Source organism: Pseudomonas sp. RL_105y_Pfl2_101, from assembly GCF_963970585.1.
In the GTDB taxonomy this organism is placed as follows: domain Bacteria; phylum Pseudomonadota; class Gammaproteobacteria; order Pseudomonadales; family Pseudomonadaceae; genus Aquipseudomonas.
Map to the genome: position 1 here is coordinate 44459 of NZ_CAXAPG010000006.1, position 22782 is coordinate 67240.

Consider the following 22782-nt stretch of genomic DNA (forward strand, 5'->3'; position numbering starts at 1 on the left):
GATTTCCATTGTGTGCGAGCCTGCTCGCGATGGCGGACAGTCAGTCAACATCGCTATTAGCTGTCACACCGCTATCGCGAGCGGGCTCGCTCCCACAGGGGAACCTCATTGTGGCCAATATTGTTTAGAGCCCCACATCCCACTCGGGCGTCTCGGGAAACTTGAGCACCAAAAAATCCAGCAGACTGCGCAGCGCCGACGGCATGTGTTTGCGTGAGGCGTACACCGCGTACATGTTCATCCGCCGGGGTTCGGCGTGGGGCAACAGGCGGGTCAGTTCGCCGTTCTTGATGTGGGCGCCGGCCTGGTAGCTGGGCAGCATGGCCACGCCGGCACCGGCTATCGTTGCCTGAAGCAATGTGCTGGCTTCGTTGGCGCTGATATTCCCTTGCACCGGCACCGACACCTGCTCGCCGTCCTGCTCGAAATGCCACAGGCTCTTGCCGACGTAGGAGTGGGTCAGGCAGTTGTGTCGGCTCAGGTCTTCCACTCGCAGCGGTGTCGAGTGTTCCCCCAGATATCGCGGCGAGGCGCAGATCACCGAGCGGCAGACCGTGAGGCGACGGGCAATCAGGTTCGGGTCCAGGTCGTTGCTCATGCGGATCGCCAGGTCGATGCGCTCATCCACCAGGTTCACGGTGCGGTCGAGCATTTGCAGGTCGACGCTCACCCCTGGGTAGCGCTTGACGTATTCGGCCATGGCGCTCGCCAGTTGCGCTTGGCCGAACGAGGTACTGGCACTGATGCGCAACATGCCCCGTGGCGCGTCGTCCGGGGTGCTGACGGCGGCTTGCATGTCGCCGGACAGCTCCAGCATCTGCCGGCAACGCGGCAGGATCTCCGAACCTGCGGCCGTCAGGCTCAGCTTGCGGGTGGTGCGGTGCATCAACCGGGCACCGACCCAGTCCTCCAGTTCCGCCAGATACCGCGACACCACCGGCCGCGACAGGTCCAGATGCTCGGCCGCCGCCGACTGGCTGCCCAGGTCCACCACCGTGACGAACACCCGCATTGCTTGTAGACGATCCATGATTTGCCCGATTTCAGAAACAAACTATGTTCCAGCATCGCATTTTTTGTAACGAGTCAGGTAACTAAGCTCAGTCCCCATTCCCCTGACGGCTTTTTGGACAACGGAGCACACCATGACCGGATTTATCCCACTCAAGCGCCTACTACTGGCAACCGCCGCCCTGGCCTTCACGGCCCAGACCTGGGCCGCCGGCCTGACACTCGACGTCTACAACCCCGGCGCAGCGGCGGTTTTCCCGGTGACTTCGGTGTTGGTCAGCGGTGAAAAAGAGGCGATTCTGGTGGACGCCCAGTTCGGTAAGACCCAGGCCGCCCAGGTGGTGGAAAAAATCCGCGCCAGTGGCAAGCGACTGACCACGATCTACATCAGCCACGGCGACCCAGACTACTACTTTGGTCTGGAAACCCTGACTGCCGCGTTCCCTGAGGCCAAGGTGCTGGCGTCGGCGCCGACCGTCGAACACATCAAGCACACCATGGACGGCAAGCTGAAATATTGGGGGCCGATCCTGAAGACCGATGCGCCGGCCAAAGCCATCGTGCCCCAGGTGCTCAAGGGCGACAGCCTGACCCTGGAAGGCCAGCGCTTGCAGGTCGTCGGCCTCGATGGCCCGCAGCCGGACCGCAGTTTCGTGTGGATTCCATCGATCAAGGCCGTGGTTGGTGGTGTGGTGGTGGTCGAGAACACTCATGTGTGGATGGCCGATACCCAGACGCCGCAGTCTCACAAGGATTGGCTGGCGACCCTCGCCAACATTGAAAAATTGCAACCGAGCACGGTGATTCCGGGTCACTACTTGGGTGACAGCGCCCGTTCCCTGGCCCCGGTGCGCTTCACCGCCGGTTACATCAAGGCCTTCGACGAAGAAACCGCCAAAGCCAAGGATTCCGCCGCGCTGATCGCTGCCATGAAGCAACGCTACCCGGACCTGGGTGAAGACAGTTCCCTGGAACTCAGTGCCAAGGTGGCCAAGGGCGAGATGAAGTGGTGAAAGCCAATCTTTGATCCGGGTACTTTTGTGGCGAGGGGATAAATCCCCTCGCCACAAAAACAGACATTTCGAACATCGCTAACCAATGGAGAGCACCATGAGCAAAATCGCAATCATCGGCGCCACCGGTCGCGCCGGCAGCCAATTGCTGGAAGAAGCCCTGCGGCGTGGTCACAGCGTGACGGCCATTGCCCGCAACACCGCGAAAATCGGTGAAAGGGCCAGGGTGGTCAGCAAGCAACTGGATGTATTGGACAGCGAGGCGTTGACCGCAGCCATCGCCGGGCATGACGTGTTGATCAGTGCCGCTCACTTCGCCAATGTGCCGGCCGACAAGCTCATCGGGCCGGTGAAAGCTGCCGGGGTCAAGCGTTTGCTGGTAGTCGGCGGGGCCGGTTCGTTGCTGTTGCCGGATAACAGCCGTGTGATCGACAGCGATGACTTCCCGGAGGAATACCTGGCCGAGGCCAGCGCCGGAGCATTGTTCCTGGACGTACTGCGCAAGGAGCAGGACTTGGACTGGACCTTCCTTTCGCCTTCGGCAGAGTTCGTCGAAACCGAGCGCACGGAGGCGTTCCGCGTCGGCGAGGATCACCTGCTGTTCAACGATGCCGGGGAGAGCAGGATCAGCTTTGCCGATTACGCCATTGCGATGATCGATGAAGTGGAAAAGCCGCGGTTTTCGCGGACCCGGTTTACCGTCGGCTATTGATCCTGCACGACCTGTCTGGCCTGCGCGAACTGTAGGAGCTGCCGAGTGCAACGAGGCTGCGATCTTTCCTCTGACAATTGAGTCACGAGCGAAAGACCAAGATCAAGATCAAAAGATCGCAGCCTTCGGCAGCTCCTACGGGGGATGTGCGTCGCCGCAGCTTCAGCCGTGGATTCTTACCCAGGCGCTGACCAGCACCGTCGCGGCCATCAGCCACGCCACCGCCGCTACGGCGAGGGAGGCCTCCAGGCGCATGCGGTCGACCATCACGTAGAGGGTCGCCAGATAGACGAAGTACGGAATGATCGACCACATCCCAAACACGATGGTGGTCTTCAGGTCGTCCACCGAGCGGCCCTTGCCGACGATGTAATGGGCAATCAGGGCGAAGGTCGGGAACAGCGGCACCAGTCCGGCGATGTAATAGTTCTTGGTCTTGGCCAGCATCGCCAGGATGACCACCACGGCTGCACCCAGCGCCGCCTTGAAAATCAGGTCCACAGGTTTACGTCCCCGGTCAGTGGCTCAGACCATATTTTTTGACTTTGTCGAACAGCGTGGTCTTGGCCATGCCCAATTCCAGGCTGGCCTGGGTCAGGTTGCCACCGCTGCGTTGCAGGGCGTCTACCAGCAGGTTGCGCTCGAAGGCTTCGACTGCTTCGGCGAAGGCCAGGCCCTGGTTGCCGCCGCTGGCACCGGAGCGCTTGAACGCCGGCAGGCCCAGGGCGTAGCGCTCGGCGACGTTGCGCAGTTCGCGCACGTTACCCGGCCAGTCGTGGCTCATCAGGTTCGACAGGGTCTGGTTGTCCAGCTCCGGCACCGTGCGGTCGAAGCGCAGGGACGACTGCTGGAGAAAGTGCTTGAACAGCTGCAGGATGTCTTCGCGCCGCTCGCGCAGTGGCGGCAGTTCCAGGGTCACCACGTTGAGGCGGTAATACAGGTCGCTGCGGAACTGCCCGGTCCGGCCCATTTCGTCCAGGTCGGACTTGGTGGCGGCGATTACCCGGCAATCCACGGCCACGCTCTGGTTCGAGCCCAGGCGCTCGAGGGTACGTTCCTGCAACACGCGCAGCAATTTGATCTGCAAGGGCAGGGGCATGCTTTCCACTTCATCGAGAAACAGCGTGCCACCGTCGGCGTGTTCGATCTTGCCGATCCGGCGTTTGCCGGCACCGGTAAAGGCGTTGGCCTCGTGGCCGAAAATCTCGCTTTCGAACAGGTTCTCCGGCAGGCCGCCACAGTTCAGCGCGACGAACGGCTTGTCGTGGCGTCGGCTGAAGTCATGCAGGCAACGGGCGACCAATTCCTTGCCGGTGCCGGTTTCGCCTTCGATCAGCACGTTGGCCGAGGTGTCGGCGACGTTGGCGATCAGGGCGCGCAGGTGCTGCATGGCGGGCGAGCGGCCAATGATCCGGCCTTCCAGGGAATCGCGTTCGGCCAATTGCCGACGCAGCGATGACACTTCCCGGGCGAGGCTGCGCTGTTCCAGGGCACGGCGGGCGACGTCCACCAGGCGCTCAGGGGAGAAGGGTTTTTCCATGAAGTCATAGGCGCCTTTTTGCATGGCATCGACGGCCATGGAAATGTCGCCGTGGCCGGTGATCAGCACCACCGGCAAACTGCGGTCCCGTGCCTTGAGGCGGGTCAGCAGTTCCAGGCCATCGATGCCCGGCAGGCGAATGTCGCTGATGACGATGCCGGCAAAGTTATCGTCGACGCGCTCCAGGGCCTCTTCGGCGCTGCCCACGCCGATGCAGGGAATGTCTTCCAGGGTCAGCGCCTGCTTGCAGCCCAGCAGGACATGGGGGTCGTCTTCGACGATCAGTACGCTCAGGTCGTTGTTCATAGCGGCTCGGCAGGTAAAAGGCTTACCAACGGTAAACTGAGGACAAACGTGGTTCCACTGCCCTCAACCGGGTGTTCAACGCCCAGGTATCCACCTGTGGCGGCGGCTAGGCTGGCGGAAAGCGTCAGGCCCAAGCCCAGGCCTTGTTCGCCGGGTTTGGTGGTGAAGAAGGGTTCGAACAGATGCTTGCGTGTTTCTAGGTCAATGCCGTGGCCGTTATCCCGCACGCGCAGACGATATTTGCCATCGCCGGCCTGACCTTCGAGCCACAGCTGCGGTTCGGGTTGCGTCTGCATGGCGTCCAGGGCATTGCCGATCAGGTTCACCAGGATCTGCTCCAGGCGCGTCTGGTCAATGTGTACCTGGACGTCGTCGACGCTGGAATGAATCTGGATGTTCAAGCTTTCAAGGCGAGCGCCCAGCAGTTGCAGCGCGGCCTCGATGCCTTTGCCGAGGCTGGCCTGGCCCTGGTCGTCCCCGCGGCGGGCGAAGGCGCGCAGGCTGGCGGTGATCCGGCCCATGCGGTCGATCAAATCGTTAATGGTCTTGAGGTTAGTGCTGGCGATGTCCAGTTGGCCGCGCTCCAGGAAGCGTACGGTATTGCCGGACAAGGTGCGCAGTGCCGCCAGCGGCTGGTTGAGTTCATGGGCGATGCTGGTGGACATCTGGCCGATGGCCGCCAGTTTACCGGCCTGGACCAGTTCGTCCTGGGCCCGGCGCAAGGTCTCTTCGGCCTGACGCCGTTCGCGTATCTGGCCCTTGAGTCGTTCGTTGCTGGCGCGTAGGTCCGTGGTGCGTTCGGTAATCCGACGCTCGAGCTGGTTGTTGGCTTGCTGCAAGGCTTTCCGGGCCGCGAGACGGGTGGCAATGACCTTGCGCCGTTCGTTCCAGGCGATCAGCAGGAACGCCACCAGGGCGAAGGCCACGGCCACCAGGATGCCTTGGTTGATCGCCTGGCGACGCAGGTCTTCAAGCGGGGTCAGCAGGGTGAAATTCCACGGTGTGTCGCTCAAGGGTCGGGTCTGCGACAAGTAGCTGATGGCGCGCTCGTCGGACACCAGTTCGCTGTTGGCCGGGAACGTCAGCTTCTCCATGCCTTCGGCCAGGCGCTCCCGGGCCAAGGGCACCAGTTCATTGAGCGGGAACCAGTAGTACTGCAGGCTGCGGGCCAGGCGTTCCTTGGTGTCGTCGCTCAGGGGGCGCACCGACTTGAGCCGCCGCGCCGGGTCGCTGGACAGGATGATGATGCCGTTCTCATCACTGACGAACGCCTCCAGTCGCGCTCGCTGCCAGCGTTCCTCCAGGGCTTCGAGGCGTACCTTGACCACGGCGACGCCGATGATCTTGCCTTGTTGCTCCAGGCCATGGGCCAGGTAGTAGCCGGGTTCGCCGTTGGTGCTGCCGATGCCGTAGAAGCGCCCCGGCTGGCCGCGCACGGCGTTCTGGAAATAGGCGCGGAAGGACAGGTCTTCGCCCAGGTAACTGTCGACGTCGCGCCAGTTGCTGGTGGCCATCACCCGGCCAGTGGTGTCCATCACGTAGACGGCCCGGCTGCGGCTACGGCGGTTCAGGCCTTCGAGGTATTCATTGACGGTCCTGCGATGCTCGGGTGTCGGGTCATCGAGCAGTTGCGAGACACTCGATTCAAGCTCCAGCAGGCTGGGCAGGTAGGTGTACTTGTTGATTTCGCTCTCGACCGCACGGGCGTGCAGCTCCAACTGGCGTTCGCCATTCTCGGCGAGGCCACGTACGCCATAATGCTCGCTGATCCAGAAGCCGAGGTAACCCAGGCCGATCATCAGGGCAATGACCAGTGGCGGCAGGAACAGATGGCGGATCAGACGGGGTTTCACGGCGAGTGATGGCGGCGCGGCGCGATAGAGGGTGGGGTCGCATTTCATCACAGAAGCCTTGGGTCAACCACAACACTTACTCAGAGTCACCACGGCCCCTTGTGGGAGCGAGCCTGCTCGCGATGGCGGACCTACCTTCAACATTGATGTTGACTGTGATGGCCTCATCGCGAGCAGGCTCGCTCCCACAGGAGGCGTGGGAGCTTTCGCAAATGTGTTTTTAGTGCTGCAGGATTTTCTCAAGGAAATGCTGCGCGCGTTCGGAGCGGGCGCTGATGTCGCCGAAGAACTCTTCTTTCTTGCAGTCTTCGATGATCTGGCCCTGGTCCATGAAGATCACCCGGTTCGCCACTTTGCGGGCAAAGCCCATTTCGTGGGTCACGCACATCATGGTCATGCCTTCGTGGGCCAGTTGCACCATCACGTCGAGCACTTCGTTGACCATTTCCGGGTCAAGGGCCGAGGTCGGTTCGTCGAACAGCATCACCACCGGGTCCATCGCCAGGGCACGGGCAATTGCCACGCGCTGCTGCTGGCCGCCGGAGAGCTGGCCCGGATGCTTGTGGGCGTGGGCCGAAAGGCCGACCCGCTCAAGCAGTTGCAGGCCTTTCTTGGTGGCTTCTTCCTTGCTGCGGCCCAACACCTTGATCTGCGCGATGGTCAGGTTTTCGGTGATGGTCAGGTGGGGGAACAGTTCGAAATGCTGGAACACCATGCCCACGCGCGAGCGTAGTTTCGGCAGGTTGGTCTTCGGGTCGGCGATGGAGGTGCCGTCGACCACGATGTCGCCTTTCTGGAACGGTTCCAGGGCGTTCACGCACTTGATTAGCGTCGACTTGCCCGAACCCGATGGCCCGCACACCACCACCACCTCACCTTTGCTGACCTCGGTGCTGCAATTGGTCAGTACCTGGAAGTCCCCATACCACTTGTTGATGTTCTTGATAGAGATCATACGGCGAACCTTTTTTGCAGATGCTTGACCAGCTGCGAGGCGGCAAAGCTGATGGTGAAGTACACGAGACCTGCGATGATCAGGAACTCATTGGAGCGGCCGATGATGTCGCCACTGGCCCGCGAAGCATTGAGGAAGTCCACCAGGCCGACCGTATAGACCAGCGAGGTGTCCTGAAACAGGATGATGCTTTGTTGCAACAGCAGCGGGGTCATCTTGCGAAACGCCTGGGGCAGGATGATCAGGCGCATGGTCTGGCCGTAATTCATGCCCAGTGCCTGGGCGGCGCCCATCTGGCCCTTGGGAATCGACTGCACGCCGGCGCGGACGATTTCGCAAAAGTACGCCGCTTCGAACATCATGAACGCCACGATGCAAGAACCGAATGCCCCGATCGGCGTGTCTTCGCCGGTGATCCAGCGCAGCACGAACGGTACCGCCAGGTAGAACCAGGTGATCACCAGCAGCAGCGGGATCGAGCGGAAGTAGTTGACGTAGGCGCCAGCGATATTGGAGACCAGCTTGTTATGGGACAGGCGCATCAGCGCCAGGATCGTGCCGAGGATGATCCCGCCGACCACGCCCAAGGCCATCAGCTTGAGGGTCATCACCATGCCGTTCCACAAACCGGGAATGGCCGGGATGATGCCAGTGAAGTCGAATTCCATTATTTACCCCCCACGGAGATCAGGCCGGGCACCGCGACTTTCTTCTCGACCATGCGCATAAGCAGCATCAGGCTCATGTTCAGGGTGAAATAGATCAGCGTGGCCAGGGTGAAGGCTTCGAACAGGTTGGCGGAGAACTCGGCGGTCTGCTTGGTCTGCGCGAGCAACTCCATCAGGCCGATCAGCGAGGCCACGGAGGAGTTCTTGAAGACGTTGAGGAACTCCGAGGTAAGCGGCGGAATGATGATCCGATAGGCCTGGGGCAGCAGCACGTTCCAGTAGATCTGTGGCAGCTTGAAGCCCATGGCACGGGCGGCGGATTCCTGGCCGCGCGGTAGCGCCTGGATACCGGTGCGCACCTGTTCGCAAACCCGGGCGGCGGTGAACAGGCCCAGGCACACGACGACGCTCAGGTAGGCCGAGGTGGTCGGGTTCAGGTCCTGCTTGTACCACTCCTGAATATCGGCGGGCAGCAGGTCCGGCACCAGGAAGTACCAGATGAACAGCTGAACCAGCAGCGGTACGTTACGGAAAAGCTCCACGTAGCAAGTGGCGATGCCCGACACCAGTCGGTTCGGCACGGTACGCATCACACCCAGAATCGAGCCCAGCAGCAAGGCGATGATCCAGGCTACGATGGCGATGGCGATGGTCCAGCCCAAACCGGTCGCATACCAGTCGAGATAGATCTCGCTGCCTATGCCGGTGGACTTGAAGAACACGCTCCAGTCCCAGTTGTAATTCATTAGGGTCTCCCCTCAGATCGTTCGATGTACAAATGCCCGCCTGGGGAAACTCCGTTCCCGCCTGGCTTGAAGGCCAGGCACACGCGATCGGCTCGACAGCCACCGGTTCGAGTGTTTCCAGATTTGCCAGCAGGGAGTGACCATCCCCTGAAAGGGCCGGGCCCCTTCAGGAGACAAGGTTAGTCAGAAATCAGGATTTCTTGTCGTCAGCCGCTTTGTCGGTCGGCTTGGCGATCAGTGCCTTGAGTTCTTCGCTCATCGGGAAGTTCAGGTTCAGGCCTTTTGGCGGGATAGGTTGCATGAACCATTTTTCGTAGATCTTGTTGATCTCGCCCGACGCGTAAGTGGCCTTGATGGCGTCATCGACAGCCTTCTTGAACGGCTCGTCGCCCTTGCGCATCATGCAGCCATAGATTTCGTAGGACTGTGGGGTACCGGTCACGGCCCAGTCATCGGCCTTCTTGGCCTTGGCGGCTTCGCCTGCCAGCAGGGCGTCGTCCATCATGAACGCAACGGCGCGACCCGATTCCAGCATCTGGAAGGATTCGCCGTGGTCCTTGGCGGAGATGACGTTCATGCCCATCTGCTTGTCGGCGTTCATGGACTTGAGGATGCGCTCGGACGTGGTGCCGGCAGTGGTCACGACGTTCTTGCCCTTGAGGTCGGCGAAATCCTTGTACTTGGAATCTTTCTTGGACAGCAGCTTGGTGCCGATTTCGAAGATGCCAACGGAGAAGTCAACCTGCTGCTGACGCTCGACGTTGTTGGTGGTGGAGCCGCATTCCAGGTCCACGGTACCGTTCTGCACCAGCGGGATACGGGTTTGCGAAGTGACCAGGTTGTATTTGACTTGCAGGTTCGGCAGGTCCAGGTCCTTCTTGATCGCTTCGACGACTTTCATCTGGATGTCGTGGGAGTAGCCGACTGGCTTGCCCGTAGCGTCCGCGATGTAGGAAAACGGAATGGAAGCGTCGCGATGGCCAAGCGTGATAACGCCGGATTCTTTGATCTTTTTCAGTGTGCCGGTCAGTTCGGCCGCGAAAACCGGAGTGCTGATCAGAGCGGCAGCAATGGCTGCGCCCAGGAGATGGGGAACGATGCGCATCTATATTTCCTCGACATTGTTTTTTTTATTTCGGCCGGTTCGTCGGCCCTGAGTACTTCGAAGTGCCTGGAAGCTCCTGTTGTGTTGGCGTACAGGCATTCGTCTCGCAGGAGTGTAGAGCATGACTCGTGCCAGGCTCGGAGGTTACTACTTAACTTGTTGATTTAAATAATAATTAATGTTTTGTTTCAGGCTTTGTGCGGCCTGATTTATCCGGTTAGCCGAACTGACTGGTGGGTCTTGTTCGGAAAACCGAATGGCTTGAGCTTGCCTCGATCCATCGGGCGCGCTCGCTGGCGATAGCGGTGTGCCAGCCACCTGGATGTCGAATGTGCCGGCCTCTTCGCGAGCAAGCCCGCTCCCGCAGGATCTGTGGCGAATTTCAGATAGCAAAAAGCCCCTGAATCGCAGGATTCAGGGGCCTTGGGTGCGGCGGGCTATCGTTCAGGCCGCTTCGATCTTGCGGCGGTTGTGCTCGAGCTTGTCCAGGTACTGCTGCAGTTTCTCCTGCTCGACCGGGGTGGTGAACAAGCCTAGCTTGCTGCGGCGCCAGAGGATGTCCTGGGCATCGACGGCCCACTCGTCGCTGCACAGGTAGTCGACTTCGCGGGTATAGAGACCGGCGCCGATGTGCTCGCCCAGATCTCCCTGGTTGTGCACACCTTCGAGCATGCGCCAAGTGCGGCTGCCGTAGGTGGTGGCCCAGCGGCGGGCGATGTCGGTTGGCAGCCAGTCGAACTTGTCGCGGATCGCCGAGCACAGCGCCTGCGGGGTGGTCATGTTTTCGCCGCCAGGGAGGGCCTCTACGGCGGTCCAGCTCGGACGCATTTGCGTGAAATACGGGGCCAGTTGCGCCATCGCCGATTCGGCCAGTTTGCGGTAGGTGGTCAGCTTGCCGCCGAACACCGACAGCAGTGGGGGTTCTTCACCGCCACCCGACAGCGCCAGGGTGTAGTCGCGGGTCACGGCCGACGGGTTGTCGGATTCGTCGTTGCACAGCGGACGCACACCGGAATAGCTGTGCAGAATATCGTCGCGGCTGATCTGCTTCTTGAAGTGGGCATTGACCACTTTCAACAGGTAATCGGTTTCGCCTTCGGTGATCGCCACTTTGGCCGGGTCACCGGTGTATTCGCGGTCAGTCGTGCCGATCAGGGTGAACTGGTTCAGGTAGGGAATGGTGAACACGATGCGCTGGTCTTCGTTTTGCAGAATGTGCGCATGTTCGCCTTCGTAGAGTTTCGGCACGATCAGGTGACTGCCCTGGATCAGGCGGATGCCGTAGGGCGATTCCAGCTTAAGGTCATCACGAATGAACTTGGCGACCCACGGGCCGGCGGCGTTGACCAGTGCCTTGGCACGAATCGAAAACAGGCTGCCGTCGGCACGTTCCAGGTGCAAGTGCCACAGGCCTTTGCTGCGACGGGCGTTCACACAGCGCGTGCGGGTGTGGATATGCGCGCCTTTTTCCCGGGCGGCCATGGCGTTGAGTACCACCAGCCGGGCATCGTCGACCCAGCAGTCGGAGTATTCGAAACCTTTGGTGATCTCGCTTTTCAATGCGCTGTCGGCACCGAACTTCAGGCTTTTGGAACCGGCGAGCTGCTCACGTTTGCCCAGGTGATCGTAGAGGAACAGGCCGGCGCGGATCATCCAGGCCGGGCGCAGATGCGGGCGGTGAGGCAGCACGAAGCGCATTTGCTTGACGATGTGCGGAGCCTTACTCAGCAGCACCTCGCGCTCGGCCAGCGCTTCGCGCACCAGGCGGAACTCATAATGTTCGAGGTAGCGCAGGCCACCGTGGATCAACTTGCTGCTGGCCGACGATGTGTGGCTGGCCAAGTCGTCCTTTTCGCAAAGGAACACCGAAAGACCGCGACCGGCAGCGTCCGCGGCAATCCCCACGCCGTTGATACCGCCACCAATGACGGCGACGTCGTAAACCTCGGCGAGAGGGGGCGTAGGCATGGTAGAAGTGGGCATCGGCTGGCCTCAGGCTCTTTTTCGTAATATTTTAATTCGAACATAAATGTTCATTTGCGAAAATACTAGCCCATAAAGACAGCAACAGCCAGCCATCTTCGATTGAAAATACTGATCAAGGGGAGCTGAAAGGAAAATTTTCGAACATGGAAGGACGAGCAAAGGTGCCTGGGCACGCTTTTGTGGCGAGAGGGATTTGTGGGAGCAACGCTTGCTCGCGAAACAGGCGCCTCGTTCTATGTAGAAAGTGTGTTGCCTTCATCGCGGGCAAGCCATGCTCCCACAGCAGCCTCGCCACAGGGTATTGAGGCGGTCGTCAGACCACTTCCAGCCGAATCTTGTGCTGGCTCAGCAATTGCGCCAGGGCCGGCACGGGTTGCTGGTCGGTCACCAGGCAGTCGATCAGGCTGATGGGCCCCAGTCGGACCATGGCGTTGCGCCCGAATTTGCTCGAGTCCGCCGCCAGCAGCACCTTCCGGGCGTTGGCGATGATGGCTTGGGAAACCCGCACTTCCTGGTAGTCGAAGTCCAGCAGGCTGCCGTCTTCATCGATCCCGCTGATGCCCACCAGGGCGAAGTCGACCTTGAACTGGTTGATGAAGTCGACGCTGGCCTGGCCCACCACGCCGCCGTCACGCCGTACGTTGCCGCCGGCGATCAGGACTTCGAAGTCGTCCTTGGCGCTGAGGATCGAGGCCACGTGCAGGTTATTGGTGATGACCTTCAGGTGGTTGTGATTGAGCAGCGCCCGGGCGATGGATTCGGTGGTGGTGCCGATGTTGATGAACAGCGAGGCGTGATCAGGGATCTGGGCGGCGATGGTTTCGGCGATGCGTTGTTTCTCGTCGCGCATCTGATCGGCGCGCATGGCGTAGGCGGTGTTTTCCACGCTTGAATCGTAGGCGGCGCCGCCATGGTAGCGGCGCAGCAGGTTCACTTCCGCCAGCTGATTGATGTCGCGGCGGATGGTTTGCGGGGTGACGACGAATAGCTGCGCCATTTCCTCGATGCTGACATAGCCGCGTTCGCGGACCAGTTCGAGGATTTGCTGCTGGCGGGGAGGCAGATTCATGGGGCTTCCTTTGGGCTGCCATACAAAATTTGCCCATGATGCCGCAGGAATCTGCTCCCGACCAGTTTCAGAACCTTGTCAGGCTCTATTCAGCGTCTTCATGGGGTTCCCAGTCACGGGTGCGGCTGACCGCTTTCTGCCAACCGGCGTAGAGTTTTTCCTTCGCCTGCTCGTCCAGCTGCGGTTCGAATTCACGCTCGATCACCGCTTTGCCGCGCAGTTCTTCCAGACTGCCCCAGAAACCGCACGCCAGTCCGGCCAGGTACGCAGCACCCAGGGCAGTGGTTTCACGCATTTTCGGGCGCTCGACCTGGGTACCCAGGATGTCGGCCTGGAATTGCATGAGGAAGTTGTTAGCCACCGCGCCACCGTCGACGCGCAGGGCCTTGAGGCGTTCACCTGAGTCCTGCTGCATGGCGTCGAGTACGTCGCGGGTCTGGTAGGCAATCGACTCCAGCGCTGCACGAATGATGTGATCGACCCGTACGCCGCGGGTCAGGCCAAACAGTGCGCCGCGGGCATAGGGGTCCCAATACGGAGCGCCCAGGCCGGTGAAGGCGGGCACCAGATACACGCCGTTGCTGTCCTTGACCTTATTGGCGAAGTATTCGGTATCCAGTGCGTCGTTGATGATCTTCAGTTCATCGCGCAGCCACTGGACCGTGGAGCCGCCATTGAATACGGCGCCTTCCAGGGCGTAGGCGACTTCGCCGCGCGGGCCGCAGGCGATGGTGGTGAGCATGCCGTGATTGGATTTTACGGCTTTGTTGCCGGTGTTCATCAGCAGGAAACAGCCGGTGCCGTAAGTGTTTTTCGCCTGGCCTGGCTCCACACACATTTGGCCGAACAGGGCCGCCTGCTGGTCGCCGGCGATGCCACCGATGGCGATGCCGCTCTTGGTGCGGCCATAGATCTGCGAGGAGGGCTTCACTTGCGGGAGCATTTCGCGGGGGATGTCGAGGATGTCGAGCATCTTCGCATCCCATTCCAGCGAGTGAATGTTGAAGAGCAGGGTGCGCGAGGCGTTGGTGTAGTCGGTGACGTGGACCTTGCCGCCGGTGAATTTCCAGATCAGCCAGCTGTCGACGGTGCCGAACAGCAGTTCACCGTTGCGCGCACGCTCGCGGCTGCCTTCGACGTTGTCCAGGATCCACTTGAGCTTGGTGCCGGAAAAGTACGGGTCGGTGACCAGACCGGTGGTTTGGCTGATGTATTGCTCGTGGCCATCGCGCTTGAGCTGCTGGCAGATTTCGGTACTGCGGCGGCATTGCCAGACGATGGCGTTGTAGATCGGCCGGCCGGTGATCTTGTCCCAGACCACGGTGGTTTCACGCTGGTTGGTGATGCCGATGGCGGCCACCTGGTCATGGTGCAGGCCGGCCTGGGCGAGGGCTTCGACCATGACCGCGCTCTGGGTGGCGAATATTTCCATCGGGTCGTGTTCGACCCAGCCGGCCTGTGGGTAATGCTGGGCAAATTCGCGCTGGGCGGTGCAGACCACGTTGGCGTCACGGTCGAAGATGATCGCCCGCGAGCTGGTCGTACCCTGGTCGAGGGCAATGATGTAGTTCTTGTTCTGTATGTCGGTCATGTCGATTGCCTTGGGACGTAAAAGGAAGAAGCCACGGCGCAGGCTGGAGTGGCAGGAGCCTGCGCCGACTGTTTCAGGATGTTCTGGGCTTGCCGTCAATGGCCGGTTCTGCATCCTTTGTAGCAGTTATGGCGCTGGGCAGGTGCCGGGCAATCAAGCCGCGATAGGCCGCGGCACCGAGGCATGCACCCACAATCGGGGCAAAAATCGGAACCAGGAAGTAGGGGATGTCGCGTCCACCCGTGAGGGAAATTTCACCCCAGCCAGCGAAGAAAGTCATCAGTTTAGGACCGAAGTCTCGCGCCGGGTTCATCGCAAAACCCGTCAGCGGCCCCATGGAGCTGCCGATCACCGCAATCAGCAGGCCGATCAGCAGTGGTGCCAGAGGGCCACGGGGTAAGCCATTGTTGTCATCGGTCAGGGACATGATCACCCCCATCAGGATGGCCGTGATGATCACCTCCACGAGGAAGGCTTGGCCGGTGGAGAGCGCTGCGTGCGGGTAGGTGGAAAACACCGAGGCGAGTTCGAGGCTCGCTTCGGTGCCGCGGATCATGTGTCGGGACTGTTCGAAATCGAAGAATAGGTTGCTGTACAGCGTGTAGACCAGGAGGGCGCCGCAGAAGGCGCCAGCCACCTGGGAAATCATGTAGAGAGGCAGCTTGAGCTTTTCGAAGTCAGCGAAAATGCACAGGGCAATGCTGACGGCGGGGTTGAGATGGGCGCCGGAAATGCCCGCGCTCAGATAGATCGCCATGCTGACGCCGACACCCCAGATGAGGCTGATTTCCCACAAACCGAAGCTGGCACCCGCAACCTTGAGCGCCGCGACGCAACCGGTGCCAAAAAAAATCAGCAGGGCAGTGCCCAGGAATTCAGCCAGGCATTGGCTGGACAGGGATGGCTGTTGTAAAGCAGTTGTCATTCAAACCTCGGTTTTTTGTTCTTTTGCTGCGCCTTCGATAAAGCTCAATTGCGCGATCTCCACCGAGGCAGGATCCCCATCCTGATCTCGGGTTGCTGCTTGAGGCATGTGATACGACTTTCAGTTTCGAAAAAATATAGACAAGAAACGCTGGTGTCAAAGGTCGAAAGTGAACCATCGGTCACATTTCAACTATTCGTGGCGTGAATGACTCTTCCTCTGGCGGTGGGTCACCGCTACTCCTGACCCCCGTCCCAAGCCTTTTCGCTGGCGATGGCTTAGAATCCGGCCACTCTTTTTTTTTGATTTCCTTGCCAGGAGCAGTCATGACACCCGCGTTGGATCTGCTTAAGAAAGTGCGCGCCGAACATCGCATCCACAGTTACGAACACGATCCCAAGGCCGCGTCCTACGGTTTGGAAGCGGCGGAAAAGCTCGGGCTGGATCCGACGCAGGTGTTCAAGACGTTGTTGGCGGCCAGTGAGAAGGGTGAACTGTTGGTGGCGGTAGTGCCCGTAGCCGGAAGCCTGGACTTGAAAGGCCTGGCCCATGCGGCCGGGGTGAAGAAGGTCGAGATGGCCGACCCAACTGCGGCGCAGCGTTCGACCGGCTATTTACTTGGCGGGATCAGCCCGCTGGGGCAGAAGAAGCGCTTGCGCACTTTTATCGACAGTTCCGCACAGCCGCTCGTCAGTATGTTTGTCAGTGCGGGAAGGCGCGGCTTGGAAGTCGAGTTGGCGCCTTCGGTATTGAAGGCGCACACCGGGGCGACGTTTGCTGATATTGGGCGTGCTTGAATAAAGCCAGGCACGAGCAAGTCTCGCCACAAGGGTGTGAATGGCTAAGCTGTGCGTCAGTTCTTCCATCCCACGCTGTAGGGTGAAAATGCTGCTGATCTGTCACTGGATAAGCCGTGCCGCTGCCCCGGATACTGGCGCCTCAAGAAAAGGAGAAGTGCCATGCAGCTTGCGTTTCATCAGGTCGATGCATTCAGTGACCGCCCGTTCGGCGGTAACCCGGCGATGGTCTATCGACTCGACGGCTGGCTTGCCGATGACTTGATGCAGAAGATCGCCGCCGAACATAATCTGGCGGAAACCGCGTTTCTGGTACGTGAAGACCAGCATTGGCATATCCGCTGGTTCACGCCCACCACCGAAGTCCCGCTGTGCGGACACGCCACGTTGGCCGCCGCTTATGTACTGTTCGAGGTCTACCGCGAAACCGCCGAGCGGCTGGACTTCATCTGCCAGTCCGGTTCATTGAGCGTTACCCGCGAGGGCGATCGGCTGTGGCTGGATTTTCCGGCCGTCGTGCCTGCCGGGTTGGGGGCGTCCTTGGCCGTCCAGAGTGCCCTGGGTGTCGCAGCTGTGGATGTGCTGAGTTCCAATGAGCTGTTCGTGGTGCTGGAGTCGGAGCAAGCGGTGCTCGATTGCAAGCCGGACATGGCGGCCCTGGCAAAACTGCCTTGGCCCGGCGCTATCGTGACCGCGCCGGGGAGCAAGCATGATTTTGTCTCACGCTATTTTGCCCCGGCGATCGGGATCCACGAAGACCCAGTGACCGGCTCGACCCACTGCAGTCTGATTCCCTATTGGTCCAAGCGCTTGGGCAAGCACAGCCTGACGGCTTACCAATGCTCGAGCCGGGGCGGGGCGTTGTTCTGCCGGTTGGAGGGTGAGCGGGTGAAGATCGGCGGGAATGCGACGTTGGTGGCCAGTGGGACGTTGATGCTGGGGTGATGGTATTCCCTGCTGGTTTGCGCCCTGCAGGAGCTGGCGAAGCCTGCGATCTGTTGATCTTTTGATCTTTCGCTTGAGATTCAAGTGGCTGGGCAAAGATCGCAGCCTCGTTCCACTCGTCAGATCCTACAGGCTATAGCGCCGCACACCACTGTCCACCGGCGGGATGTGCGCCGCGGTGCTGCCCGAGGCCTGGAACAGCACCAAGTGTTCAGCGGCGACGCGGATACCGACACTGTCCCCGAGCTGATGGTCGGCGTGGCTGGGGAAGATCGATTCCAGTTGCGCGCCAGTCGGCAATTGCAGGCGATACAAGGTTGAAGCGCCCAGGAAGGTCTTGCCGACAATACTGGCGGTGAGCGGGCTGTCCGGTGCGTAGACGATATCGTCTGGGCGCAGCAAGACATCCACCGCACCGCCGATGGGCCAGGTGTAGGCCCGGTTACCGCGCAGGGTGCCCAACTCGGTTTGCACCGATTCCGGGCTGTCGAGCCGGCCGCGAATGAAGTAACCCTGGCCAATGAAGCTGGCGACGAATGGCGTCAGCGGTTCGTGATACAGGTTGTAGGGCGTGTCCCACTGTTCCAGTCGACCTTCCTTGAATACCCCGACATGGTCACTCACGGCGAAGGCTTCTTCCTGGTCGTGAGTGACCAGGATCGCGCTGGTGCCGCGGGCCTTGAGAATATCCCGCACTTCGTGGCTGAGCTTGCGTCGCAGCTCGCCATCGAGGTTGGAGAACGGCTCATCGAGCAACAGCAGTTGTGGTTCGGGTGCCAGCGCGCGGGCCAGCGCTACGCGCTGTTGCTGGCCGCCGGACAACTCATGGGGAAAACGCTTGCCCAGGTGCTTCAGGTTGACCAGTTCCAGCAACTCTTCGACGACGCGATCCTTGTCGGGATGCTTGCGAATGCCAAAGGCGATGTTCTCGGCCACGCTCAGGTGGGGAAACAGGGCATAGTCCTGGAACACCATGCCGATACGGCGTTTTTCCGGGGCGAGGGTGAAACCGGCACGGGAAATGGTTTCCCCGGCCAGTTGGATTTCACCCTCGTGCACCGGTTCGAAGCCGGCGATGGCGCGCAACGTGGTGGTCTTGCCGCACCCGGACGAACCGAGCAGGCAACCGATATCGCCGGCATTGAGGTGCAGGTTGAGGTTTTGCACGACCCGCTGGTTTTGGTAGCCGCAGGCCAGGTCATGCAAATTCAGCAGCAGCGAATGGCTCATGCGTGGTGATACGCCGGCTCGACAAGGAATTCGAGCAGTGCCTTTTGCGCGTGAAGTCGATTTTCTGCCTGGTCCCAGGCCACCGAGCGCGGGTCGTCCAGCAAGTCGAGGCTGATCTCCTCGCCACGGTGGGCCGGCAGGCAGTGCATGAACAGCACGTCGGCATCCGCCAGGTCGAGCAAGGCCCGGTTAACCTGGAGCGGCGCGAACAGCTTGAGACGCTTGGCGGTTTCTTCTTCCTGGCCCATGGAGGTCCAGACGTCGGTGCTCACCAGGTGCGCACCGGCCACGGCCTGTTTCGGATCACGCACAATGGTCACCCGGTCCCCGGCCTTGGCGAGCAGCTCGGCATTGGGGTCATAACCTTCAGGGCAGGCAATGCGCAGTTGGAAGTCGAATTGCATCGCCGCTTCTATGTAGCTGTTGCACATGTTGTTGCCGTCGCCGATCCAGGCCACGGTCTTGCCCTGGATCGAGCCGCGCTGCTCGAGGAAGGTCTGCATGTCGGCCAGCAACTGGCAGGGGTGCAGGTCATCGGACAGGCCATTGATGACGGGGACGCGGGAATGGGCCGCGAACTCGGTCAGGGTGCTGTGGGCAAAGGTACGGATCATCACGGCGTCGAGCATGCTCGACATGACGATGGCGCAATCGCTGACCGGTTCACCACGGCCTAGCTGGGTGTCGCGCGGCGATAGGAAGATCGCCTGGCCGCCCAGCTGGATCATGCCGGCTTCGAAAGAGATGCGGGTGCGGGTCGATGACTTTTCGAAGATCATCCCCAGCACGCGGTTTTTCAAGGGCTCGAACAGTACGCCGCGGTTACGCAGGTGCTTGAGCTCCACGCCTCGACGGATCACACCGAGCAACTCATCGGGCGTTAAATCCATCAGGGAGAGAAAGTGCCTAGCGCTCATGATTGACTACCTTTTTGTAACTGACCGCAGATGCTCAAAGCCTTGTTTATTCAAAAAACGGGCGAGACCTGCGGCAAAAGCCGCACGGGGCGACGAAATAGGGGAAGGCGCGATCTTATAATTAAATGTCGCGTCTTACCAATAGGGCTACGGTTTTTGGGGATTTCAGCGAGGCCATCCCGCGAATGCGATGGCATGTTCGTGGCCGGTTTCCTGACAGCAGCGACCCATTTGTACACTGGCGTTGCTTGGCTTGGCAATCAAGTGTGGCGGGCGTGCCATGGATGGAGGGCGTTTTACGCCGTGGTATCTCATTCTTTCGCTGGTCTGCCGGTGGTTGTGAAACATTTCCTAATGCAAAGGCCTGGGTTATAAATGAGCCACAGCGGCACAGGAGCCTGAAATGGATTCGAAAGAGCAACAATTGATGGAATTGCTGGGGCTGACTGCACGCTCGCTGACGCACCTGACGGCTTCGATGACTTCCATGTCATTCGAATTGCTGCGCAGCGATGATGAGGTGACCAAGGCCGCGGGCCGCCGGATGATCGATCGCATGGCCACTATCAGCAGCGGCCTCGATGAACATTGGCGGCTGATTGGCGAGCTCACGGGGGTGCCCATTGCTCAGGAGCAGGTGGAAACCGTCGAAGAAGTTCAGATGCTGGCGCCGCCTCCCGGCCAGCCTTGACGCGCTGTCATCGGTGGGCCTGATGCCCGGCAATTCACAGGACGAACGTCGCTGGCGCTGCCGGGAGTCACGCGCCATAGTTTTGTTCCCGCGGCCGAAAGCGCCCGCCACGAATAAAACAGAGACTGGCCATGACCAAGACTCTCCACCACCGTGCGTGCCACCTGTGTGAAGCCATCTGCGGCTTGACCCTCGAAACCACTGAAACCGACGGCCAGGGCATGGCGATCACCTCGATCAAGGGCGATGCACTGGACACCTTCAGTCGCGGTCACATCTGCCCCAAGGCGGTGGCCCTGCAAGATATCCAGAACGATCCGGATCGCTTGCGCCAGCCTATGCAGCGCGTTGGCAATGAATGGCAACCCATTGCCTGGGACGATGCCTTCGCGTTGGTGGCCGAGCGCCTGGCGGATATCCAGGCGCGCCACGGCCAGAACGCGGTGGCGGTCTACCAGGGCAACCCCAGCGTGCATAACTATGGGCTGATGACCCACAGCAACTATTTCCTGGGCCTGCTGAAAACCCGCAGCCGTTTCTCGGCGACCTCGGTAGACCAACTGCCCCATCACCTGACCAGCTACCTGATGTACGGTCACGGCCTGCTGCTGCCGATTCCGGACATCGACCAAACCGACTTCATGCTGATCCTGGGCGGCAACCCACTGGCTTCCAACGGCAGCATCATGACCGTGCCAGACGTGGAGAAGCGCCTCAAGGCGATCCAGGCCCGTGGCGGCAAGGTGGTGGTGGTTGATCCGCGCCGCAGCGAAACGGCGGCCATTGCCGACCAGCATGTCTTTGTACGCCCTGGCGGTGATGCTGCGATGCTGTTTGGTTTGCTCAATACATTGTTCAGCGAAGGCTTGACCCGAGACAGTCACCTGCCGGTGGACGGCCTGGACGAGGTGCGTGAGGCCGTCACCACGTTTACGGCTGAAGCCATGAGCCCGCTCTGTGCGGTGCCGGCAGCGCAGATCCGGCAATTGGCCCGGGACTTCGCCGCCGCGCCGTCAGCGGTGTGCTATGGGCGGATGGGGGTGTCGACCCAGGCGTTTGGCACGCTGTGCCATTGGCTGATCCAGGTGATCAACCTGGTCACCGGTAATCTTGATCGGGTGGGCGGGGCACTGTGCACCGAGCCGGCGGTGGATCTGGTGGCTACCACCTCGGGCGGGCATTTCAACCGTTGGCAGAGCCGGGTGTCCGGACGTCCCGAGTATGCAGGGGAGTTGCCGGTATCGGCCCTGGCCGAGGAGATGCTCACCGAGGGCGAAGGCCAGATCCGTGCGCTGGTTACCGTGGCCGGCAACCCGGTGCTGTCTACACCCAACGGGCGGCAACTGGAGCAGGCCCTGGACGGGTTGGCGTTCATGGTCAGCCTCGATTTGTACATCAACGAAACCACGCGTTATGCCGACCTGATCCTGCCCTCGACCTCGGCCCTGGAGAACGATCATTACGACACCACGTTCAACCTGTTCGCGGTGCGCAACGTGACCCGTTTCAACCGGGCGATCCTGCCCAAGCCCGAGGGCGCGCTGCACGACTGGGAAATCTTCGTCGGCCTGGCCAAGGCTTTTGCCGCCCGAACCGGCAAGGAACTCAAGCCGACCATGCCGCCGGCGCAGATGATCGATTTCGGCCTGCGTAGCGGGGCGTATGGCGACGCCTCGCCGCATAAGCTGTCCCTGACGACCCTGTTCGATCATCCCCATGGCATCGACCTCGGCGCACTCAAGCCCAACCTGGCTGCGCGCCTGAAAACCGAAAACCAACGGGTGCAAGCCGCGCCAGCGGTGATTCTTGCCGACCTTGCGCGCTTTGCCGCGTTGCAGGCGCCAAAACCGGATGAGTTGCTGATGATTGGCCGTCGCCATGTGCGCAGTAACAACTCCTGGATGCATAACTTCCATCGACTGGTGAAGGGCAAGCCGCGTCATCAGTTGCTGATGCACCCGGATGACCTCACCTATCGGGGCCTTGTCGACGGGCAACGGGTCACGGTCAGTTCGCGGGTGGGCGTCATCGAGGTCGAGGTGCTGGGCAGCCTGGACATGATGAAAGGCGTGGTCAGCCTGCCCCACGGCTGGGGCCATGCCCGGCCGGGCGTGCAGATGACCATTGCCAGCGGACAGCCGGGCTCCAGCGCCAACGACCTGACCGATGATTGTCAGCTCGATGAGTTGTCCGGCAACGCGGCGCTTAACGGCGTACCGGTGAAGGTGGCGGCTGCGTAAAATTGTCTCTGGAGCAGGTTCGGCTTTCCGTTACAATGCGTCACCGTGTCGACAACTTAAGTCGCAAAAGTTTTAAGCCGAGGTGCTCCATGGATATCATCGAAACGATTAAAGACCAGATTGCCAACAACACCATCCTGCTTTACATGAAAGGCTCGCCGAACGCGCCACAGTGCGGTTTCTCGGCCAAGGCTGCTCAGGCTGTGATGGCGTGTGGCGAGAAGTTTGCCTACGTGGACATCCTGCAGAACCCGGAAATCCGCGCCAACCTGCCCAAGTACGCCAACTGGCCAACCTTCCCACAGCTGTGGGTGGGTGGTGAACTGATCGGCGGTAGCGACATCATGACCGAGATGGCCGCTGACGGCTCTCTGCAGGCCACGATCAAGGAAGCGGTAGAAAAAGTGGCGGCGAACAAGACCGAAGCCTGATCTACACATTCGTATTCACCACGTAGGTTGTGGCTGAATGCGGACACACAG

The 22782-nt window shown here is 60.6% G+C and carries 21 protein-coding genes; 7 read left to right on the top strand and 14 right to left on the bottom strand.

Translation table 11 applies throughout. The features are described 5' to 3' along the window. Positions 1-124: 124 nt before the first annotated feature. The gene (locus tag AACY31_RS09330) at positions 125-1030 is read right to left on the bottom strand and encodes a LysR family transcriptional regulator (protein ID WP_339475486.1); all 906 of its coding nucleotides are present in this window, start codon (positions 1028-1030) and stop codon (positions 125-127) included. Between the two features lie 115 nt (positions 1031-1145). On the opposite strand from AACY31_RS09330, the gene AACY31_RS09335 reads away from it, so the two are divergent. Both AACY31_RS09335 and AACY31_RS09340 read left to right on the top strand, forming a co-directional pair. Beyond that, entirely contained in the window at positions 1146-2024 is an 879-nt protein-coding gene (locus tag AACY31_RS09335; RefSeq protein WP_339475483.1) for an MBL fold metallo-hydrolase, read from the top strand. A gap of 97 nt (positions 2025-2121) precedes the next feature. Next, the gene (locus tag AACY31_RS09340) at positions 2122-2736 is read left to right on the top strand and encodes an NAD(P)-dependent oxidoreductase (RefSeq protein WP_339475480.1); all 615 of its coding nucleotides are present in this window, start codon (positions 2122-2124) and stop codon (positions 2734-2736) included. Between the two features lie 162 nt (positions 2737-2898). Here AACY31_RS09340 and AACY31_RS09345 read toward each other — a convergent pair whose 3' ends face one another. The 11 genes from AACY31_RS09345 to AACY31_RS09395 all read right to left on the bottom strand — a co-directional run bounded on the left by AACY31_RS09345 (position 2899) and on the right by AACY31_RS09395 (position 15480). Then, complete coding sequence (locus tag AACY31_RS09345; protein ID WP_339475715.1) at positions 2899-3228, bottom strand: GlpM family protein; 330 nt, start codon at positions 3226-3228, stop codon at positions 2899-2901. 25 nt (positions 3229-3253) lie between these two features. Continuing rightward, entirely contained in the window at positions 3254-4582 is a 1329-nt protein-coding gene (locus tag AACY31_RS09350; protein WP_339475478.1) for a sigma-54-dependent transcriptional regulator, read from the bottom strand. Then, positions 4579-6483 carry a sensor histidine kinase gene (locus AACY31_RS09355; protein WP_339504363.1) on the bottom strand — a complete coding sequence of 635 codons (1905 nt, stop codon included), beginning with the start codon at positions 6481-6483 and terminating at the stop codon, positions 4579-4581. The genes AACY31_RS09350 and AACY31_RS09355 overlap by 4 nt, the downstream gene beginning before the upstream one ends. Before the next feature lie 172 nt (positions 6484-6655). Beyond that, positions 6656-7390 carry an amino acid ABC transporter ATP-binding protein gene (locus AACY31_RS09360; protein WP_003204983.1) on the bottom strand — a complete coding sequence of 245 codons (735 nt, stop codon included), beginning with the start codon at positions 7388-7390 and terminating at the stop codon, positions 6656-6658. Next, a complete protein-coding gene (locus tag AACY31_RS09365; RefSeq protein ID WP_339475474.1) occupies positions 7387-8058 on the bottom strand; it encodes an amino acid ABC transporter permease in 672 nt (223 codons plus the stop codon). Before AACY31_RS09365 ends, AACY31_RS09360 begins: the two co-directional genes overlap by 4 nt. Then, positions 8058-8804, bottom strand: coding sequence for an amino acid ABC transporter permease (locus AACY31_RS09370; RefSeq protein WP_339475471.1), 747 nt, complete (start codon positions 8802-8804; stop codon positions 8058-8060). Before AACY31_RS09370 ends, AACY31_RS09365 begins: the two co-directional genes overlap by 1 nt. 190 nt (positions 8805-8994) lie before the next feature. Next, positions 8995-9909 (bottom strand): glutamate/aspartate ABC transporter substrate-binding protein, encoded by a 915-nt coding sequence (locus AACY31_RS09375; RefSeq protein ID WP_339475468.1) that lies wholly within the window; start codon positions 9907-9909, stop codon positions 8995-8997. 444 nt (positions 9910-10353) lie between these two features. Beyond that, the gene (gene glpD, locus AACY31_RS09380) at positions 10354-11892 is read right to left on the bottom strand and encodes a glycerol-3-phosphate dehydrogenase (RefSeq protein ID WP_339475465.1); all 1539 of its coding nucleotides are present in this window, start codon (positions 11890-11892) and stop codon (positions 10354-10356) included. A 316-nt stretch (positions 11893-12208) separates the two neighbouring features. Then, on the bottom strand, positions 12209-12964 hold the full coding sequence (locus tag AACY31_RS09385) for a DeoR/GlpR family transcriptional regulator (protein WP_339504364.1): 756 nt from the start codon (positions 12962-12964) through the stop codon (positions 12209-12211). 85 nt (positions 12965-13049) lie between these two features. Next, entirely contained in the window at positions 13050-14555 is a 1506-nt protein-coding gene (glpK, locus tag AACY31_RS09390; RefSeq protein WP_339475461.1) for a glycerol kinase GlpK, read from the bottom strand. A gap of 73 nt (positions 14556-14628) precedes the next feature. Further along, positions 14629-15480: an MIP/aquaporin family protein gene (locus AACY31_RS09395; protein WP_339504366.1), complete on the bottom strand. Its 852-nt coding sequence runs from the start codon at positions 15478-15480 to the stop codon at positions 14629-14631. 326 nt (positions 15481-15806) lie between these two features. Between AACY31_RS09395 and ybaK the strand changes: the two genes are divergently transcribed. Both ybaK and AACY31_RS09405 read left to right on the top strand, forming a co-directional pair. Next, positions 15807-16277: a Cys-tRNA(Pro) deacylase gene (gene ybaK / locus AACY31_RS09400; RefSeq protein ID WP_339475456.1), complete on the top strand. Its 471-nt coding sequence runs from the start codon at positions 15807-15809 to the stop codon at positions 16275-16277. Between the two features lie 162 nt (positions 16278-16439). Continuing rightward, entirely contained in the window at positions 16440-17222 is a 783-nt protein-coding gene (locus tag AACY31_RS09405; RefSeq protein ID WP_339475454.1) for a PhzF family phenazine biosynthesis protein, read from the top strand. A gap of 126 nt (positions 17223-17348) precedes the next feature. Here AACY31_RS09405 and AACY31_RS09410 read toward each other — a convergent pair whose 3' ends face one another. Continuing rightward, positions 17349-18452, bottom strand: a complete 1104-nt coding sequence (locus AACY31_RS09410) for an ABC transporter ATP-binding protein (RefSeq protein WP_339475452.1) — start codon at positions 18450-18452, stop codon at positions 17349-17351. Continuing rightward, the gene (gene argF / locus AACY31_RS09415; RefSeq protein ID WP_339475451.1) at positions 18449-19369 is read right to left on the bottom strand and encodes an ornithine carbamoyltransferase; all 921 of its coding nucleotides are present in this window, start codon (positions 19367-19369) and stop codon (positions 18449-18451) included. The genes AACY31_RS09410 and argF overlap by 4 nt, the downstream gene beginning before the upstream one ends. 403 nt (positions 19370-19772) lie before the next feature. Here argF and AACY31_RS09420 point away from each other — a divergent pair, with 403 nt between their 5' ends. The 3 genes from AACY31_RS09420 to grxD all read left to right on the top strand — a co-directional run bounded on the left by AACY31_RS09420 (position 19773) and on the right by grxD (position 22731). Further along, a complete protein-coding gene (locus AACY31_RS09420) occupies positions 19773-20060 on the top strand; it encodes a hypothetical protein (protein WP_339475449.1) in 288 nt (95 codons plus the stop codon). 131 nt (positions 20061-20191) lie between these two features. After that, entirely contained in the window at positions 20192-22300 is a 2109-nt protein-coding gene (locus AACY31_RS09425) for a molybdopterin oxidoreductase family protein (protein ID WP_339475447.1), read from the top strand. A gap of 89 nt (positions 22301-22389) precedes the next feature. Beyond that, positions 22390-22731 carry a Grx4 family monothiol glutaredoxin gene (gene grxD, locus AACY31_RS09430; protein ID WP_339475446.1) on the top strand — a complete coding sequence of 114 codons (342 nt, stop codon included), beginning with the start codon at positions 22390-22392 and terminating at the stop codon, positions 22729-22731. The last annotated feature ends 51 nt before the right edge of the window (positions 22732-22782 follow it).